General features: G+C 61.6%; 19 protein-coding genes. 5 read left to right on the forward strand and 14 right to left on the reverse strand.

Translation table 11 applies throughout. The features are described 5' to 3' along the window. Position 1: 1 nt before the first annotated feature. A complete protein-coding gene (locus tag AB4O36_RS17760) occupies positions 2–1,207 on the reverse strand; it encodes an acetyl-CoA C-acetyltransferase (protein ID WP_460139886.1) in 1,206 nt (401 codons plus the stop codon). A 269-nt stretch (positions 1,208–1,476) separates the two neighbouring features. Between AB4O36_RS17760 and AB4O36_RS17765 the strand changes: the two genes are divergently transcribed. Both AB4O36_RS17765 and AB4O36_RS17770 read left to right on the forward strand, forming a co-directional pair. Beyond that, on the forward strand, positions 1,477–1,695 hold the full coding sequence (locus tag AB4O36_RS17765) for a hypothetical protein (RefSeq protein WP_460126897.1): 219 nt from the start codon (positions 1,477–1,479) through the stop codon (positions 1,693–1,695). Positions 1,696–1,782: 87 nt separating this feature from the next. Continuing rightward, positions 1,783–2,604: a c-type cytochrome gene (locus AB4O36_RS17770; RefSeq protein WP_460139887.1), complete on the forward strand. Its 822-nt coding sequence runs from the start codon at positions 1,783–1,785 to the stop codon at positions 2,602–2,604. Positions 2,605–2,638: 34 nt separating this feature from the next. Here the strand turns inward: AB4O36_RS17770 and AB4O36_RS17775 are convergent, their stop codons facing one another. The 8 genes from AB4O36_RS17775 to AB4O36_RS17810 all read right to left on the reverse strand — a co-directional run bounded on the left by AB4O36_RS17775 (position 2,639) and on the right by AB4O36_RS17810 (position 9,109). Further along, positions 2,639–3,442: a transglutaminase family protein gene (locus AB4O36_RS17775; RefSeq protein ID WP_460139888.1), complete on the reverse strand. Its 804-nt coding sequence runs from the start codon at positions 3,440–3,442 to the stop codon at positions 2,639–2,641. Further along, positions 3,439–4,389, reverse strand: a complete 951-nt coding sequence (locus AB4O36_RS17780) for an alpha-E domain-containing protein (RefSeq protein WP_460116997.1) — start codon at positions 4,387–4,389, stop codon at positions 3,439–3,441. Before AB4O36_RS17780 ends, AB4O36_RS17775 begins: the two co-directional genes overlap by 4 nt. 12 nt (positions 4,390–4,401) lie before the next feature. After that, positions 4,402–5,811, reverse strand: a complete 1,410-nt coding sequence (locus tag AB4O36_RS17785; RefSeq protein WP_460139889.1) for a circularly permuted type 2 ATP-grasp protein — start codon at positions 5,809–5,811, stop codon at positions 4,402–4,404. 393 nt (positions 5,812–6,204) lie between these two features. Next, positions 6,205–6,549, reverse strand: a complete 345-nt coding sequence (locus tag AB4O36_RS17790; protein WP_192301951.1) for a ribonuclease E inhibitor RraB — start codon at positions 6,547–6,549, stop codon at positions 6,205–6,207. A gap of 199 nt (positions 6,550–6,748) precedes the next feature. After that, positions 6,749–6,982, reverse strand: coding sequence for a hypothetical protein (locus AB4O36_RS17795; RefSeq protein WP_460116999.1), 234 nt, complete (start codon positions 6,980–6,982; stop codon positions 6,749–6,751). 222 nt (positions 6,983–7,204) lie between these two features. Further along, on the reverse strand, positions 7,205–8,080 hold the full coding sequence (gene speE, locus AB4O36_RS17800; protein WP_460139890.1) for a polyamine aminopropyltransferase: 876 nt from the start codon (positions 8,078–8,080) through the stop codon (positions 7,205–7,207). Between the two features lie 234 nt (positions 8,081–8,314). Further along, entirely contained in the window at positions 8,315–8,506 is a 192-nt protein-coding gene (locus tag AB4O36_RS17805; RefSeq protein ID WP_131062453.1) for a PLDc N-terminal domain-containing protein, read from the reverse strand. Between the two features lie 72 nt (positions 8,507–8,578). After that, positions 8,579–9,109, reverse strand: coding sequence for a hypothetical protein (locus AB4O36_RS17810; RefSeq protein WP_460139891.1), 531 nt, complete (start codon positions 9,107–9,109; stop codon positions 8,579–8,581). 175 nt (positions 9,110–9,284) lie between these two features. Here AB4O36_RS17810 and AB4O36_RS17815 point away from each other — a divergent pair, with 175 nt between their 5' ends. Both AB4O36_RS17815 and AB4O36_RS17820 read left to right on the forward strand, forming a co-directional pair. After that, positions 9,285–10,766, forward strand: coding sequence for a methyl-accepting chemotaxis protein (locus AB4O36_RS17815; protein ID WP_460117002.1), 1,482 nt, complete (start codon positions 9,285–9,287; stop codon positions 10,764–10,766). A 200-nt stretch (positions 10,767–10,966) separates the two neighbouring features. After that, entirely contained in the window at positions 10,967–11,332 is a 366-nt protein-coding gene (locus AB4O36_RS17820; RefSeq protein ID WP_460117003.1) for a terminase, read from the forward strand. Here the strand turns inward: AB4O36_RS17820 and AB4O36_RS17825 are convergent, their stop codons facing one another. The 3 genes from AB4O36_RS17825 to AB4O36_RS17835 all read right to left on the reverse strand — a co-directional run bounded on the left by AB4O36_RS17825 (position 11,333) and on the right by AB4O36_RS17835 (position 13,460). After that, on the reverse strand, positions 11,333–12,130 hold the full coding sequence (locus tag AB4O36_RS17825) for an acyl-CoA thioesterase (protein WP_460117004.1): 798 nt from the start codon (positions 12,128–12,130) through the stop codon (positions 11,333–11,335). 242 nt (positions 12,131–12,372) lie between these two features. Continuing rightward, complete coding sequence (locus tag AB4O36_RS17830) at positions 12,373–13,140, reverse strand: CHAD domain-containing protein (RefSeq protein ID WP_460139892.1); 768 nt, start codon at positions 13,138–13,140, stop codon at positions 12,373–12,375. A gap of 41 nt (positions 13,141–13,181) precedes the next feature. Continuing rightward, a complete protein-coding gene (locus AB4O36_RS17835) occupies positions 13,182–13,460 on the reverse strand; it encodes a hypothetical protein (protein WP_368553346.1) in 279 nt (92 codons plus the stop codon). 219 nt (positions 13,461–13,679) lie between these two features. Here AB4O36_RS17835 and AB4O36_RS17840 point away from each other — a divergent pair, with 219 nt between their 5' ends. After that, complete coding sequence (locus AB4O36_RS17840; RefSeq protein ID WP_460117006.1) at positions 13,680–14,720, forward strand: patatin-like phospholipase family protein; 1,041 nt, start codon at positions 13,680–13,682, stop codon at positions 14,718–14,720. A 118-nt stretch (positions 14,721–14,838) separates the two neighbouring features. On the opposite strand, the gene AB4O36_RS17845 is transcribed toward AB4O36_RS17840, so the two are convergent. Together AB4O36_RS17845 and AB4O36_RS17850 are read right to left on the reverse strand one after the other, a co-directional pair. Then, positions 14,839–15,531, reverse strand: a complete 693-nt coding sequence (locus tag AB4O36_RS17845; RefSeq protein ID WP_460142156.1) for a response regulator — start codon at positions 15,529–15,531, stop codon at positions 14,839–14,841. A gap of 71 nt (positions 15,532–15,602) precedes the next feature. Further along, on the reverse strand, positions 15,603–18,254 hold the full coding sequence (locus tag AB4O36_RS17850) for a DUF4118 domain-containing protein (RefSeq protein WP_460139893.1): 2,652 nt from the start codon (positions 18,252–18,254) through the stop codon (positions 15,603–15,605). Positions 18,255–18,394 lie beyond the last annotated feature (140 nt).

An 18,394-nucleotide genomic window follows, 5' to 3' on the forward strand; every position in this document is an offset into this window, starting at 1 on the left:
CTCAAAGGCGTTCGATGATGGTGGCAATGCCCATGCCGCCGCCGACACACAGGGTCGCGAGGCCAAAACGCAGGCTTCGGGCTTCCAGTTCGTCGAGCAGGGTGCCGAGGATCGCGCAACCGGTGGCACCCAGCGGATGGCCCATGGCGATGGAGCCGCCGTTGACGTTGACCTTGTCCGGATCGATGGCCATGTCCTTGATGAACTTCAGCACCACCGAGGCGAAGGCCTCGTTGACCTCGAACAGGTCGATGTCCTCGACCCGCAGCCCAGCCTTGGCCAACGCCTTGCGCGTCGCCGGCGCTGGGCCGGTCAGCATGATGGTCGGGTCGGTACTGGTGACGGCCGTGGCGACAATCCGCGCCCGTGGCTGTAAGCCCAGTTCGCGGCCCTTCGCTTCGGAGCCGATCAGCATCAAGGCTGCCCCGTCGACAATGCCGGAGCTGTTGCCCGGCGTGTGCACGTGGTTGATCCGTTCCACATGGCTGTAGACCCGCAGCGCGGTGGCGTCGAAACCCATCTGGCCCATCATCTCGAAGCTCGGCTTGAGTTTGCCCAGGCCTTCGAGGGTGGAGTCGGCGCGGATGAATTCATCAACGTCGAGCAGGAGGATGCCGTTCTGGTCGCGCACCGGCACCAGTGACTTGCTGAACGCTCCGTCGGCTCTGGCCCGTGCGGCCTTCTGCTGGGAATGCAGCGCGTAGGCATCGACGTCTTCGCGACTGAAGCCTTCCAGTGTGGCGATCAGGTCCGCGCCCACGCCCTGCGGAGTAAAATGGCTGTGCAGGTTGGTTTCCGGGTCCAGCGCCCACGCACCACCGTCGCTGCCCATGGGCACCCGGGACATCGACTCGACGCCACCGACCACCACCAGATCCTCGAAACCGGAGCGTATTTTCATCGCCCCGAGGTTGACCGCCTCAAGCCCTGATGCGCAGAAGCGATTGATCTGCACGCCCGCCACGCTGACGTCCCAATCGGCCACCTGCACCGCCGTCTTGGCGATGTCGGCCCCCTGGTCGCCCACCGGCGTCACACAGCCCAGGACCACGTCATCCACCTGACGGGTGTCCAGTGCGGTGCGTTGTTGCAGGGCGGTGAGCAATCCCGCCACCAGATTCACTGGTTTGACACTGTGCAAGGCTCCGTCAGCCTTGCCTTTGCCACGGGGCGTGCGTAACGCGTCGAAAATCAGAGCTTGGGTCATGACAGAACCTGACGGTGAAAATATCGAGCCTTCACCATATGCCGAGCCGCCGCCGAATCAATGACCGCAATGCTCAGCCGGGTTGACGGACACGCTCAGACGAACGGTAGTCGACTACCGGATGAACCGTCTCAGCATCCCGAGCCGTCTAGTAAAAGGCCGGCAAAGAAGCTGGCAATAGGCCTCATGCCGTTTTTAAAGCTTTATTTAACTTCACCATATGAAATGGATCTAAGCCACGGCTGACGCGGGCCTCAACGAGCCCTAAGGTGAACATGTACGAAGTTGTCGTCGGGTTTTGCCGAGCGCTCGTCAAACAGGAAGTGCAACGCTCTGCCGTCATGGAGAAATGCAGGCAGGCATCAGGAAATAACAATAAAGGCGGTCAAGCCATGTTCAAACATTCGAAAGTTCGTCAAGCCGGGCTCATTCTCTTCGCCACTACTCTGTTGTTGATCGTGCCGAACCTGACCAAGGTGATTGGCTGACACAGTTTTTATCGCCTCGTTAAAAATGTGACTGGCCCGCTACCCGGGCCAGCATGGCTGTGCCACCCTTGGCGGCACTTCCACGACATGGGCGGCGAACATGTGAAAACGCTTTTTCTGATCGGGGCACTGTTGGTGGGTTCGCCCCTGTATGCCGCACAGCTGAACCTGGAGCTGGGCGCAACCAGCCGCACCTGGCAAACCGAAGACTTGCTCAAGCATCCACAGCTCCAGACCATCACGATCAAGGACGACGTTTCCTATAAAAAGGACATGGACTATCGCGCCGTGCCTCTCGCCGCGTTGCTCACAGGCGTCACGCCACAGGATCACCTGCAAGCCGTGGCGCTGGATGGGTTCGCCGCCGAGCTGGCCGCTGCGCCGTTGCTCGATACCAAGGGCTCGCGGGCCTGGCTGGCGATTGAAGACCCCGCCAAACCCTGGCCGGCGCTGTCGGCGGGCAAGCCGAGCGCGGGACCGTTTTATCTGGTGTGGACCGATCCAAGGGCCGGGCACATCAGCCCGGAACAATGGCCGTTCCAGGTCGCCGCGATCAAGCGCCTGGCGCCGGTGGCCGAGCGTTTTCCGGCCCTGTTACCCGATCCAAAGTTGAAGGTAGACGATCCGGTGAACCAGGGTTTTGCGCTGTTCCAGAAAAACTGCCTGGCGTGTCATCGCCTCAATGGCGAAGGTGACGCACAGTTTGGCCCGGATCTGAATATCCCGTTCAACCCGACCGAGTATTTCGGGGCGGACTTCCTCAAGCGCTACATCCGTGATCCGCAGAGCCTGCGGCAGTGGCCGCAGGCGAAGATGCCCGGGTTTGCGGCAGCGGTGTTGCCCGATGCGGAGTTGGAGATGCTGGTGGGGTATTTGAAACACATGGCTGGGCGGAAGGTTAAGCCCTGATCAGCACCCGCCCCCCTGTAGGGGGGCGTTGAATTTATTGCTGCACCGCCGAAATCACCGGCGTCGGCGACACCAGCACTTTCGCGTGCATCTGCTCGCAACCCCCGCCCCGACGCATTCCGCGTACCGGACATGCGTCCAGGTAATCCAGGCCTACCGCAAGCTTCAGATGACGCTCGGGGCGGGCCAGTTCATTGGTCACGTCAAAGCTGTACCACGCATCGTCCAGCCAGGCTTCCGCCCAGGCATGGCTGGCCAGGTGCTCTGAGTTCTCGCTGTACAGATAGCCCGATACATAACGCGAAGGAACGCCCAGGCTGCGGGCGCAGGCCAGGAATGCGTGGGTGTGGTCCTGGCAAACACCGGAACGCCCGGCGAAGGCCTGGGACGCGCTGGTATCGACTTCGGTGGAGCCCGGCGTGTACGTCATGTGCGCATTCAGGCCGTGCATCAGGTCGATCAGCGCCGTGCGATCACGGCGGGTCTTGCAGGTTTTTTCGGCAAATGCGCGCAAGGATTCGTCGGCTTCGGTCAATCGGGTGAACCGCAGGAACGGCAGCGCCGACTGGCTCTCGTGCTCGGCTTCGCGCAGTTCGTCGATGTCGACCTGACCCCGAGCGCCAATGATGATCGCTTCGTGCGGCTCGTCCATGGTCAGCACGTGCAGGATGTTGCCGAACGGATCGAGCTGCGCACGCACCGGACGCGGCAGGTCCAGTTGCCAGCTGAGCACGTGCTGGCGCTCGCTGTCGTGGGGCGTCAGGCGCAGATACTGGATGCTGGCGCGCACCTGGTCTTCATAGTGATAGGTGGTCTCGTGGCTAATGGAAAGTCTCATGCCGCCTCCAGGTAGGAACTGTGTATGGCATTGCCCAACTGGCGCACCAGCGGGATGAATTCGGTCAGCCAGGCGTGCAGGCCTTCCTCGAGGATTTCATTGATGCCTGTGTAACGCAGGCGGGCGTCCATTTCCGCCGCCAGACGTTGTGCAGGCCGGCCGTTGGCACCGGGTAACTGAGCAAGGATCTGGTCGATTTCCTCGGTGCAGGCCCGCAAGGAGCGCGGCACGTCGACGCGCAGCAATAGCAGTTCCGCGACCTGCCGGGCACCTGGCGCATCGCGGTAGATTTCGGTGTACGCCTCGAACGACGACAGGGCGCGCAACAACGCACTCCACTGGTAATAGGCGTGAGCCGTGCCGTCGCTGACCGCTTCGGCCTGGTCGCCGGCCATTTCGTAGCGGGCATCGAGCAGGCGCAAGGTGTTGTCGGCCCGTTCGACAAAGGTGCCCAGTCGAATGAAACGGAATGCATCGTTGCGCATGATCGTGCCATAGGACGCGCCACGGAACAGGTGCGAACGCTCCTTGATCCATTCGCAGAAACGGCTCATGCCATAGCGACTTAAACCCTGTTCGGCGATGCCGCGAATTTCCAGCCAGGTGGCATTGATGTTTTCCCACATGTCGGCGGTAATCCGCCCACGCACCGCATGGGCGCTGGCCCGCGCGGCACCGAGGCAGCTGTAGATGCTCGCCGGGTTGGCCGCGTCCAGTGCGAAGAAATGCAGCAGGCGTTCGGCGTGCAATTCGCCGTGACGCGCCAGGTAATCGTCCAGGGTGCCGGTGATCAGCAACGGCATGGCCAGTTCGTGCAAACCATCGCCACGACCGTCCTGGGGCATCAGCGACAGCGAATAACTGATGTCGAGCATCCGGGCGAGGTTTTCCGCCCGCTCCAGGTAACGCGACATCCAATACAAATCCGAGGCAGTTCTACTTAACATGGCAGGCTTCCTTCAATCCTCGACCACCCAGGTGTCCTTGGTTCCGCCACCCTGGGAGGAATTCACCACCAGGGAGCCTTCTCGCAGGGCAACGCGGGTCAAACCACCGGGCACGACCCGGGTTTCGCGGCCTGACAATACAAACGGGCGCAGGTCGATATGCCGCGGTGCTATGCCGTTCTCGACGAAGGTCGGACAGGTCGACAAAGACAACGTCGGTTGCGCGATATAAGCATGGGGCTTGGCCTTGATGCGCGCGCGGAACGACTCGATCTCCGCCGTCGTCGCGGCCGGCCCCACCAGCATCCCGTAACCGCCGGAACCCTGGGTTTCCTTGACCACCAGGTCCGGCAGATGGGCCAGGACGTGGGAAAGCTCGGAAGGATTACGACACTGGTATGTAGGAACGTTCTTCAAGATCGGCTCTTCATCCAGGTAAAAACGGATCATGTCGGTGACGAACGGATACACCGACTTGTCGTCTGCCACGCCGGTACCGATGGCATTGGCCAGCACCACGTTCCCTGAGCGGTAGGACGACAAAAGCCCCGGAACACCGAGCATCGAATCCGGATTGAACGCCAGCGGGTCGAGGAATGCGTCGTCGAGCCGGCGGTAGATCACATCGACGGCTTTCGGCCCGTCCGTGGTGCGCATGAACACCTTGTCATCGCGCACGAACAGGTCGGCGCCTTCCACCAGCTCGACGCCCATTTCACGGGCGAGGAATGCATGCTCGAAGAACGCGCTGTTGAAGCGCCCCGGCGTCAGCACCACCACGCTGGGGTTGTCGATCGGGCTGGAGCTTTTCAGGGTGTCGAGCAACAGGTTCGGGTAGTGGTCGATCGGCGCGATGCGCTGGGTCGAGAACAACTCGGGGAACAGCCGCATCATCATCTTGCGATCTTCGAGCATGTAGCTGACACCGCTGGGGGTGCGCAAGTTGTCTTCGAGCACGTAGTACGTGCCATCGCCATCGCGCACAAGATCGACGCCGGAGATGTGCGAATAGATATCGCGGTGCAGATCCAGCCCCTGCATCGCCAACTGGTACTGCTCGTTGGCCAGCACCTGCTCGGCCGGGATGAAGCCGGCCTTGATGATGCGCTGCTCGTGGTAGAGGTCGGCGAGGAACATGTTCAACGCCTTGACCCGCTGGATGCAGCCGCGCTCGACAATCCGCCATTCACTGGCGGGGATACTGCGCGGGATGGTGTCGAAGGGAATCAGGCGCTCGGTGCCCTGCTCGTCCCCATAGAGCGTGAAGGTAATCCCGGCGCGATGGAACAGCAGATCGGCTTCGCGACGGCGCTGAGCCAGCAGCTCATCCGGCGTTTCGGCCAGCCAACGGGCAAATTCCCGGTAATGCGGGCGAACCTGGCCGCCGGCATCGTACATTTCATCGTAATAGGTGCGGATCATGCCGTACTCCTTGTCACCCGGACTAACAGGCCTTCGCAAGGCCCGTGCCATCGGCATAAACGCTTTAATATCAATCGGTTGGATATTCAAACTGCATTGGCCGCACCATTCCTGTGCGACAAATGCTCCAACCTGATCATCCCCGCTTCATTGCAAGGCAATACTGCGGTCTATCAGCAGCATAGCCAGAGTTGATTTCACTGCTCGGCTGTCGATGCGGATAATCCACCCATTCGCTGGATTTGCTCCCCGAACTTCCCTTTTAGCCGCCTCCCCAGGCGGCTTTTTTTTGTCATCTATTCTTGTTTCAGGATTTTGCCAAGACGGGTTTCACCCTGCTCAAACGAAAACGGCCAACCCGAAGGTCAGCCGTTATTGAGTGCGGTCATAATGTCAGGCGAGTCGCCCTCGCACCTCCTGCTTGACGCCCCATCCTTCGATGATGCCGCCGAGCGGTTCGACCACGGCCTCGAAATCCTGCTCAAAGTCGCCGATACCGTCGTAGGTGGCGTACATCACTTTGCTCAGTTCCAGAGACCATGCGCCATCGTCGCGCGCGCTGACTTGTGCATTCAAGGATTCACCACAGTAATGCCCTGCCGCCCTGCGCGCCCGCTCCTCGTCCGGGAAAATGGCGTAGAACTCGATGGGATGGAACCGTGAAAAATCGAAACCGCCTTCTTTCATGCGGCGCAGCACCGAGCTGCTGATGTCTTCTTGATAGGCTTCTGTGCTCATGAAACGTCCTCCTTAAACCGATGGATAGACTTTCCGTACTCCCTACGCCCGCACAAACAACGCGGGCACTGCGATGGGAACAAGCATGTAGCTGACAAGACCAGACCTTAGCGATCCATTCGCTGATCTCGCTTGCAGATTAGCCCCTTGCAAGTCGAGCTGCCAAGGCCTGGTTGTAGCAGATGTGCGGTGAGGTGTTTCAGACGGGGGAGATACCGAGGATTTGTATGCTGTTCTGAATCTTGAGACTTTTTACACTCGCGTCGCTGGTTCGCCCTTCCAGATCGTTCAGATCCAGTTCGGCGGCGACTGGCAGGAGCCGAGCCTTGATGAGTTTGGCGGCTTGCTCGTTATCCGGGCACTGCTCACACTCAAAGACTTCATCGACTGTTTCGCCGTGATCATCCACGAAAGTGACTTTCCACTTTTGCATCAAAGCCTCCTCGAACAAACCCGTATGTGGGTTCACATTTATCTGGACTTTGGCCTTGGGGGAACGTTCACATGGATTGCGATGCACAGATACAAATAAATAGCAGGACTCCACTGTAGGAGCGGGCTTGCCCGCGATGGCGGTGTGCCAGATATAAAACTGGCGACTGGTCTACCGCTATCGCGAGCAAGCTCGCTCCTACATGGGGGGGTGTTTAAGCCTTTAGTCGTTGCTTGGCTTGTTCACTGCCTGCAGGACGTATTGTGGCAAGGCAAAAGCGCCCAGGTGGATTTCCGGGTTGTAGTAGCGGGTGACGATGCCGCTGCCGGCGAAGCGCTGTTGCAGGGTTTCGCGAGACAGTTTGCGGTACGCGGTGTCGGTCGCGCCCCAGGCGAAGGTCATCGAACCGCCGATGTAGGTCGGCACTGCGGCCTGGTAGAAGTGCCAGTCCGGGAACAGGCTGCGCAGGCGCCCGGCAGTGGTTTTGACTTCTTCGATCTGCATGAACGGCGTGCCGTTCTGGGTTACCAGGATGCCGCCTTCGTTCAGGCAGCGATGGCAGGCCTGGTAGAAGTTTTCCGAGAACAGCACTTCGCCCGGGCCGATCGGGTCGGTGGAGTCGGAGATGATCACGTCGAATTTTTCAGTGGTGGTGGCGACGAAACGCATGCCGTCGTCGATCACCAGGTTCAGGCGTGGGTCCTCGTACGCACCTTTGGAGTGGTTCGGCAGGAATTCCTTGCACATGTCCACCACGGTGCCGTCGATCTCGACCATGGTGATGTGCTCGACGCTGCGATGCTTGGTCACTTCACGCAGCATGCCACCGTCGCCACCGCCGATGATCAGCACGCGCTTGGCGTTGCCGTGCGCCAGGATTGGCACGTGGGTGAGCATTTCGTGGTAGATGAACTCGTCGGCTTCGGTGGTCTGGATGACGCCGTCCAGCGCCATGACCCGGCCCATGCGCGGGTTTTCGAAAATCACCAGGTGCTGGTGTTCGGTGCGCACTTCATGCAGCAGTTTTTCCATGCGAAAACGCTGGCCGTAGCCTTCGTAGAGGGTTTCCAGGTACTCGCCTGTCGGGATGGTGGTCATGGGAAGTGCTCCGAGGAATGCGGGTTGCAACGGACGGTGACCCGCCCGTAATGGAAAGGCGCGCATTCTACGTTGCGCAAGATGACAGGTCGAACCTCTGTTGATGGCTGGACCAAACCTCTGTAGGTGCTGGCTTGCCTGCGATGGCTTCACTGAAGTCATTCAGACAGATCGCAGCGCTGCCATCGCTGGCAAGCCAGCTCCTACAGGGTCGGTGGTGTCGTGGGAATAGTGTCAGATCCGCACATTACCTCGCGGTCCGGCGATGGCCCAGATGATCAGGCCCAGAACCGGTAGGAGCAGGATCAGCAGCACCCAGATGATTTTCATCCCGGTGCTGGCGCCGCTTTTCAGCACGTTGATGATGGCCCAGATGTCCAGGGCAAGAATGATCAGGCCAATCAGGCCATTGAACGTTGAACCCATGGTGTCGCTCCCTACTAAGAGTGGTGTGCCTCTTAGAATAGTCGGCCGTTGCCAGGGTTCCGTTTTATTCGATTAAACGTGGATCGCCACTTTTAATGCTTCGAGGGATGGTGCGGCAGCGATGCCGATTTGAGCGCACAGCTCAAGCACACGCGGGACGTCGTTGCCGTAGACCAGCACCACCTGCAATTCGTCGTCGAGCAACTGGCTGAAATTCAACAGTGTGTAACCGCCATTTTCCTTGTTCATGCTGCCCATCTGCACCTGGATGCGATTGAGCGCGGTCAAGGCCTCGGTCTTCGCAAGTTGCTTGGGTTTGATGTTGAACGTCACGTCCGGGCCGAACGAAGCGACGATCTGCGCAAACAGGTCCATGTAAGTGTCAGCCTGGAACAGCACCGTTTCCGGCAGGCTGCCGACCACGACCCACTCGCCCAATGGAATCGGGAAAGTGTCGTCGTAGTTGATGTCCGGAATGGCTGCCAGAAAAGCACCGGGGTCTGCGTAGGCTTGCGCAGCCTCATCGGCGATCTTGAGAATTTCGTCTTCGCCCATGCACCCGGAGCTGATTTTGCTGATGAGTTCGACGAGTGCGGCTTTCATGGGCGATGTCCTGTAGCGAGGGAATTTTGAAGGCGCGAAGAATAGCGCATTACGCCGTTCATCGCTGGGCGGGTGCGACGACGGGAAGGTTGACGCATATCAACATCCACGGCACGGTATGCGGCACAATGCTGGCACCTTGCCAATGCTGTTTCCGCTATCAGAGAAAACCTCCATGGGTGCCTGGATTAGCAATATCTCGCTGAAATATAAATTTTGGGCGGTCAACGCGGTCGCCTTCGTCACGACATTGTTGCTGGTGTTGTACGCCGTACAGCTCGAGCAGCAGGCCCGCAGCCACGCTTCTCAGGCATCTGCCCAGGCCCAGGCGCGATTGCTCGCCGCCTGGCCGGCCGGGCAGGCGTTGCCCAAGAACGACAACCTGCTGACCTTCAACCGTGGCCAGGCGCCTGTGTTGAACGGGCAACCCGTCCAGGCACTGACGGACGCCAACGGCTGGGTCGAATTCCATTCGATGCCGCTGTTTGGTGAGAACCCGTTGATGGGTGCCGAGGTGTTGACCCGCACCGATGGTCAGCGCGTCGCCGTGATCGCCCACGGCCCGAGCCTGGTCCAGGTGTTCGGCGAACGTTTCGTCAACTACGCGGTGGCGGTGTTCATCCTGATGCTGGCGATGCTTGGCGCCTCGCAGTTGCTGATCCGCTTCCTGCTGAGCCAACTCAACACCTTGAAAGACGTCATGCTGCACGTTGAGAAAACCGGCGATCTAGCCGCACGGGTGCCGCTGGCGTGCTCCGACGAAGTCGGCCAGATGGCCGGCGCATTCAACGCGATGCAGGCCGGTTATCAGCGGGTGGTCAACACCGTGGCCAACACCGCTCGGCAGCTCGATGTCGGCGCGGCGCGCCTGGCCTCGAGCATGAACGAGGTGCGACACGGCATGCTCGGCCAGCAAAGCGAAACCGACCAGGCGGCCACGGCCATCAATGAAATGACCGCCACCGTGCACCACATCGCCCAACACGCCGGCGCCACCCGCGACCTCTCGCAATCGGCCGACACCCTGGCCGGCAGTGGCCAGGAAGTGGTGATTCGTGTGCAGAAGTCGATTGCCGGGTTGTCCACAGGCGTGCAACAGACCGCCGAGATGATTCAGCGCCTGGCCGAGGACAGCCAGAAGATCAACGGTGTGGTCAACGTGATCCACAGCATCGCCGAGCAGACCAACCTGCTGGCATTGAACGCGGCCATCGAAGCGGCCCGCGCCGGGGAAATGGGGCGTGGCTTTGCCGTGGTGGCCGATGAAGTGCGCAACCTGGCCAAGCGCGTGCAGATTTCCACCGACGAGATCACGCTGATGGTCTCGGCGCTACAGGCCGGCACTCGGGATGCCGTGGACTTCATGCAGGAAAGCTCGTACAAGGCCGACGATTGCGTGCAACAGGCGCAGGAAGCCGGAGCCGCGCTTGTGGAGATCACCGGCGCCGTCGCGCAAATGCGTGAAAGCAACACGCAGATTGCCGTGGCTGCGGAACAGCAGAGCCAGGTGGCCGAAGAGATGAACCGTGCGGTGGTGGGTATTCGTGATGTGACCGAGAATACCGTGCAGCAAACGGTGGATTCGGCGACGACCAGTAATGAGCTGGCGGCGCTGGCTGGGGAGTTGAGCAAGGCGATTGGTCAGCTGAAGCTCTGAGACCGCATCGCGGGCAAGCCCGCTCCTACAGTGGAACCCGCCCTCCCTGTAGGAGCGAGCTTGCTCGCGATGGTGCCTACCCGGTCAACACCTATCCAAGACATGACCGCCTATCACCCCAATAGCCAACCTCGATTCGCTCCCCTCCCGTCCCACGCCTATTCTTCAATCATGTTCAACATGGATTAAGGATCGGCATCATGGGCAAACGTCACCCCAACCTCCCCGCCTGGCAATGGCGCGCGTATCCGGGCAACCACCAGCACCCGACCAACCTGGTGCTGCACCTGATTGCCGTGCCGCTGTTCATCGTGGCATTTTTGCTGATGGTGTCCGGGGTGTTCAGCCTGAACTTTGCGAATTTCGCGATTGGCGTCATCGGCTTGCTGGCGGCCCTGGGCCTGCAACGCCACGGCCACAGTCTGGAGGCGCAAGCCTCCGAGCCATTCAGTGATCGTAAGGACGCGGTGTCGCGTTTAATGGTCGAGCAGTTCCTGACCTTTCCGCGTTTTTTACTCAGCGGTGGCTGGTGGCGCGCCTGGCGTGAACGCCACCGTCGAAACTGATCAGGCGAAAATCGTCACGGTCTGCCGACTCATGGCGATCAACTGACCGTCCACGTTCCAGAGTTTGGCCGCCGCGTGACCGTAGCCGTCAGCGGCATGTTCGATTTCAACCAGGTATTTGCACCAGTCCAGTGTGCTCAGCTCGAGCAACGGCTGGACGAATTCGATGGTCCAGGTCAGCGTGCTGCCCATCGCCGGTTTGTTCAGGTGCGGCAACAGCGACGGTGGCCAGGCATCGACCAGTGCCAGGATGTGCGACTCACTCACCGCCTCTTCCTTTACGTCCCCACGCAAGCGCACCCAGCCGCCCATCTCGCGGGATTTGTTGCCACTGAACGGCAGACCGCCCACGCTCCAACGCATCGCCAGATGGCGCATGAACTCCGGGGTCACGCCCTTGACGTAAGGCAGCTCCTGGCACTCGTCCCAGTGCTTCATCGATGGAGCAGACGTGGCGGCCACCGCCACCTCGGACGGCCGCGAGGCGCCGAAGCTGCCCTGGATCAACGTCACGACCTGGCCCTTCTGCACAGCCCTCCCCAGTACCTGGCTGACGGCCTTGCCTTCGCGCAGCACATCGACTTCGAAACGGACCGGCACTTCTGGCTCGACGGGCCCGACAAAGGTGATCGCGAGCGACCGCACGGGACGATCGGCGGGGACCTTCGCACGCATGGCTTCGTATTGCAGCGCCGCCACCAGCCCACCGAAGCTGGCCCGGCCCTGCGCCCATTCGGCCGGGATAGATAGCTCCAACGGCTGGCTGCGGACGGCATCGAGCAGATCGGAAAAGCGCATGAGGACCTCAGGAACCGAAAAAGGATGGAGGGATATTAGCGAGCACCGGGGGCTGGCACAGGGTTTATTCCGGACAAAATCACTGACAGATGGGCCGATCTGTCTGCGCAACCCGCCCCTGTGGGGGCGGTGGTGCGACGATTCGACTTGCCCACGATAGCGATCGGTCAGTCACATTGATGTTGCAAGTGCTGGCCTCATCGCGGGCAAGCCCGCTCCCACAGGTGGGGGCGGTGTTCGACTCAGGATTTGAAGCAGGCCTTGCTGAGTTTATCGAGCACCTTGTCGGCACGGCCTTCGGCCTCGGCCAGGGTGGTTTTCCACGCGGCCACGCACGGTTGCAGATCGGCCTCTTCCTCGGCGCGGGCCAGCCATTGCCAGGCATCGTGCCAGTCACCCAGGGCGCCCTGTGCAGACTTGAGTCTGGGCAAGGCCGGTTTCGGCAGGCGATCGAGTTCCGGGTAGGCTTCTATGCCGTAGCGCACGCGCTTGATCAGCAGGCGCAGGCGGTGGCGATCATGCGCCGGATCGTGCAGGGCCTCATCGAGTATCTTCCACTGTTTGGCCAGGCGTTTCTCGATCTGCCTGCGCAACCCCTTGAGTAACCCCTGATGTTGCGCTGCGCGCAGAAAACGCGGGAAGGCAGCGAGGATAGTCTGTAACTGCGTGAGCTCGGTGCTCGCCGCCACCGCCGGATACGCCTGGGCCATCTGCGCCATGCGCCGCCGTGCCGCCTCGGGCTGGTTGTGCTCAACCAGATAGGCCGCCAGCACTTCGCGGTCACGCAGTGGTGTGGTCAGTTGGCCGACCCGGGAGGCCGCCTCTTCCAGTTGCTCGACCCCCGGCAAACCGCGCAACGGCCGCAGCAGACTGCGCAAACGGCGAACCGTGGTGCGCAGATCGTGAAGCGCCTCGGGGTCAGTGCGCGCCTGTAAACGCGCCTGACAGGCCAACAAGCGGACCTCGATACCCAGGACATGGGCCACCAACCGATCAACCAAAGCAGACATCGTTTACTCCCTGCATCCCAGGCTCAATCCTGCATCATGCCTCAACGGCCCGCGCGGGACTCACGAATGTAGAAGCGTGCCTTTTCCGCCTTGCTGGTGCAGCCCTCGTAGGCTTCGAACTGCTGCTGGGTCTTGGCCCCGGTCAGCAGCGACAGCGCCTTGGAGTAACTGACCGTACCGGCAAAGCCTTCGGCCTTGGCCAGGTCCAGCTCATGCCACGCGGCATCGATCTGGCTCCCGCAGCTCTCACGATAAGCGGTTTTACCGGCACAACCAGCGAGTGCCAGGGCAATCATCGGCACGCAGATCCACGCTTTCATCATTTACTCCTCGATATTGGAAACAGTCGTGCTGCTAAGACGTTGCCACACGTGAAAAGTGCCTTGGCCTGCAGCTGAAACTCTAGCGTTGGTAAGAATAACCATCTGCTATCATCGAGTGTCGAAAAAACGACGCGTTCAGGGGGTGGAGCGACTCCGGCGATTGAAGCGCCCCCCTTGATGGGTGCATTGTTGAGCCTGGACAGACGAGGGCGATTCATGAAAAAGCGCGTCGCGCTGGTACTGGGCTCCGGGGGAGCGCGGGGTTACGCCCACATCGGGGTCATCGAGGAGATCGAACGGCGTGGCTATGACATTGCCTGTATCGCCGGATGCTCGATGGGGGCAGTGGTGGGCGGGATCTATTCCGCCGGCAAACTGGATGAATACCGCGACTGGATCGAAAGCCTGGACTACCTGGATGTGTTGCGCCTGGTGGATGTCAGTTTTCGCCTCGGCGCGATTCGCGGGGAAAAGGTCTTCGGGCAGATCCGCAAGATCGTCGGCGAGATCAATATCGAGGACCTGCGCATTCCCTACACGGCAGTGGCCGCCGACCTGACCAACCAGCAGGAAATCTGGTTCCAGGAAGGTTGCCTGCACCAGGCGATGCGCGCCTCGGCCGCCATTCCCAGCCTGTTCACCCCGGTCATGCAGGGCAACCGCATGCTGGTGGATGGCGGCATTCTCAACCCGTTGCCGATCGTGCCGGTGGTGTCCAGCCATTGCGACTTGATCATCGCGGTGAACCTCAACTCGACCAACCAGGGTCACTACAAACTGCCGGTGATCCAGCGTCCCGCCGCCTTCCGCACACGTTTCGACAACCTGATGAGTTCGGTGGGTTCGAAAATGCCGTTCCGGCGCAAGCAGGCGGAAAAGCTGCTGCAACTCGAGAAAGAAGCCTTGATCGCCGAGGCCGCCGAGATCAATCCATGGATCGAATCCGCCGCACCCGAAGCCCAGCAACCGGCGGCCGCTCCGGAGCGCGATGGCGCACCGAAATCGGCCACCGGCTCGTTCATCATCGATAACGTCGGGCCGGCGTCCCTGCTGGACCTTATCAACCAGAGCTTCGAAGTGATGCAGACGTCGCTGGCGCAGTACAAGATCGCCGGTTATCCACCCGACATTCTGATCAACGTGCCGAAGCGGGTGTGCCGGTTTTTCGAGTTCTACAAGGCACCGGAGTTGATCGCGCTGGGGCGGGAGATTGCACGGGACACGTTGGATCGGTATGAGAGTGAGCGCGAGTCCTGACGGTTCTGGGGTGGCTGTCGCGGCCTCTTCGCGAGCAAGCCCGCTCCCACAGGGGAACTGTGTACACAGGACCAATGTGGGAGCGATAGCGCCAGTGCAATCAATACAAAACTGTAAACTACCCCTGCCCCAACAACCGATAACCCACGCCCGCCTCGGTCACGATAAACCTCGGCCGGGTCGGGTCGTCGGCCAGTTTCTGGCGTAGATGCCCGACCACGATCCGCAGGTAATGACTGTCTTCGGTATGGGTCGGCCCCCAGATGTCCTTGAGCAACTGCTGCTGGGTGATGACTCGCCCGGGATGCCGCGCCAGTTGCGCCAGCACTGCGTATTCCTTACGGGTTAACGCCACTTCCACACCCTCGAGCAACACCCGGCGATAGGCCAGGTCCACGGTCAGCGGGCCGAAGCTCAGTGCTGCCTGCTGAGCGTCCCCCGCCGGCACCTGACGCAACAACGCACGCACCCGGGCTAGAAATTCCTGAATGCCGAACGGTTTGGTCACGTAGTCGTTGGCGCCGCCATCCAGCGCCTCGACCTTCTGTCCTTCGCTGGCACGCACCGACAACACCAGCACTGGCACCGTCGACCATTCACGAAACTCGCGCAGTACCTGTTGGCCGTCCATGTCCGGCAGGCCGAGGTCGAGCACCAGCAAGTCGGGTTTACTCAGTGCCGCTTGCGCCAGGCCTTCGGTGCCGGTCCCGGCCTCCAGGACCTTGTAGCCCTGGGAAGCCAGGCTGATGCGAAGAAATTTACGGATCTGCGGTTCGTCGTCAATGACCAGGATGGTCGTGGTCTGGCTCATGGTTGGCGGTCGCGGCATGGGGAGATCCAAAGAGTATCAGGCTTGCGGGTTCTGGCTTGAGGATTCAAGGCTCAGCCCTCGTCTTCGTCGGCAGGTTGCTCCTGCAACGGCAGGTGCAGGGCGATGCAAGTACCGCGCCCCTCGATGCCGTCCCCAACGCTGATGTGTCCACCATGGGCGCCGACCATGCCCTGACAGATCGCCAGCCCGAGCCCCGTGCCCTGCCCGCCCCGATCCCCGCGCGCGGCGGTGTAGAACATGTCGAAAATCTTCGCCCGCTCAGCCTCGGGAATCCCCGGCCCTTCATCGCTGACCGAGAAAAACAGCTCGTTTTCCTTCACACCTGCCTGCACCTGCAAACGACCGTGCAGGGGAGAAAAACGTGTGGCGTTTTCCAGCACGTTGACCAGCGCCTGCTCGATCAGCGCCGCATGAACGTACAGCAGCGGCAACTGGGCCGGCACATCCACGCTCACCTGAAGTGGCGCCAGTACCGCCCGCAGGCGACTCAGCGAACTGCCGACGATATCGGCCGGCGCCACCCAGTCCCGTGCCAGCTTCAGCGCACCGTGGCCCAGACGAGTCATGTCCAGCAGGTTCTGGATGTAACGGTCCAGGCGCTCGGCTTCATCGCGGGTGCCTTCGAGCAGTTCGCGACGGTCCTGGAGCGGGATTGCTTCGCCCAACGCCAACAAGCTGTCGATACTGCCGCGCATGGCGGTCAGCGGCGTCCGCAAATCGTGGGACACCGAGGCGAGCAAGGCGCTGCGCAGTTGTTCGGTTTCACCGTGAAGACGCGCCGCCTCCAGGTCTTGTGCCAGTTGTGCACGCGCCAAGGCCTGAGCCAGTGGCTGGCTCAAGGCGGTCAACAGACGTCGGCGCTGGCCGCTCAGCGTCTGGCCCTCCTTGGCGCAGACACCCAACAGCGCCAGCGGTCCATCGTCCACGGACAACGGCCACCACCACCAACGGCCGAACGGCAACGTGCCAGTGCCAGCGCCCGCGGGCTGGTCGTGTTGCCAGGCCCAGTCCGCAGCCGCACGCTCGGCCTCGGTGAATTCAAGCGGGCCGCCGGTCTCGACTTTCCAGGCAGCCGGTCCATCGCGATTGAGCAGGCACACCTGCGCATCGCGCCAGCCGTCGAGATGCTGCGCGGCGGCGCTGACCACGGCCTGGCGGTCGGTGGCGGCCGTGAGCTTGCGCGACAGGTCGAGCAGTTCGCTGGTCTCTTCCTGGGTGTCGCGCAGCGCCTGCAATTGTTGACGCTGGCGCGCCGCGAGGTTGCCGGTGAGCGCTGCCATCAGCAGGAAAAACAGCAAGGTCAGCACGTCTTCTTCGCGCTGGATACTCAAGGAGAAATTCGGCGGAATGAACAAAAAATCATAGGTCAGGAACGACAGCGCCGCACACACCAGCGCCGGGCCCAGGCTGCTGCGCACCGCCACCAGCAGCACCGCGGCGAGGAACACCAGCGAGATATTCGGCAACGGCAGGACACTGGCCACCGCCCAGGCCAGGGCACTGGCCAGCAACGTCGCCAACACCGCCAGCGCATAGTCGAACCAGACAAGCGAACGCGGCGACCGCAAGCGCGGTTGATCCTGTGTGTGGTCGCTGTCCAGGACGTTGATTTCCAGCCCACGGGCATCGCGCAGCAAGCGCGATGCCAGGCCGCCACCGAACACCCGCCGACGCCAGCGCTGCCGGGACTGGCCAACCAGCACCAGGCTGGCACGTCGCTCGGCCGCATGCTGGATCAGGGTTTTCGCCACTTCACCGGCGCGCAGTAACACCACTTCGCCGCCCAGTCGCTCCGCCAGTTGCTGGGCACTTTGCAGGCGCAGGCGCGATTGCTCGTCGGCCACCCGGCCATTGTCCACATGCACCAGGCTCCAAGGCAGGTGCCGTCGCTGGGCCACCCGGCTGGCATGGCGCACCAGCCGCTCGGCCTGGTCATCGCCGTCGACACCCACCAGCAGCCGACCGCGCACGGTGGGCGCCGCCTGGCCGAGCTGGCGATAACCTTGGGTCAGGTCATTATCGACCTGGGCCGCTGCGGTTTGCATCGCCATCTCACGCAGGGCAGTGAGGTTGGTCTGGGTGAAGAACGCGTCGATAGCCGCCCTCGCCTGCTCCGGCACATACACCTTGCCGTCGCGCAGGCGCTCGAGCAACTCGCGGGGTGGCAAGTCGATCAGCAGCAGCTCGTAGGCCTCCTGTAACACCCAGTCGGGCAAGGTCTCGCGAACCTGCACGCCGGTGATACCGCGTACCTGGTCGTTGAGGCTTTCCAGGTGCTGGACGTTGACGGTGGTGTACACGTCGATGCCGGCGGCAAGCAGTTCCTGGATGTCTTGCCAGCGCTTGGCATGACGACTGCCCGGGGCGTTGCTGTGGGCGAGCTCGTCCACCAGCACCAACTTCGGCCTGGCGGCGAGCAAGCCGTCAAGGTCCATTTCCTCGAGCATCACGCCACGGTATTGCGAACGCACCAGCGGCTGCTGCGGCAGGCCGCCGAGCAGCGCTTCGGTTTCGGCTCGACCGTGGGTTTCGACGACGCCGGCAATGACTTTCACGCCCTGGCGCAATTGGGTGTGCGCCGCTTGCAGCATGGCGTAGGTCTTGCCCACGCCGGGTGCCGCGCCGAGGAACACCTTGAGCCGGCCACGGCCGTCGCGGGGCAGGTCTGCTAAGAGGGCGTCGGCGCGGCCGGAGTTGCTCATGCTGGGGTCTCGTTTTTTCTGATGTTGATGAGGTGTCTTTGAGGCCGCCTTCGCGAGCGAGCCCGCTCCCACAAGGTTGAGTGTTGAACACAAAATTTGTGAACGACACCGCCTCCTGTGGGAGCGGGCTTGCCCGCGAT

This window comes from Pseudomonas sp. S2_E01, assembly GCF_054668365.1.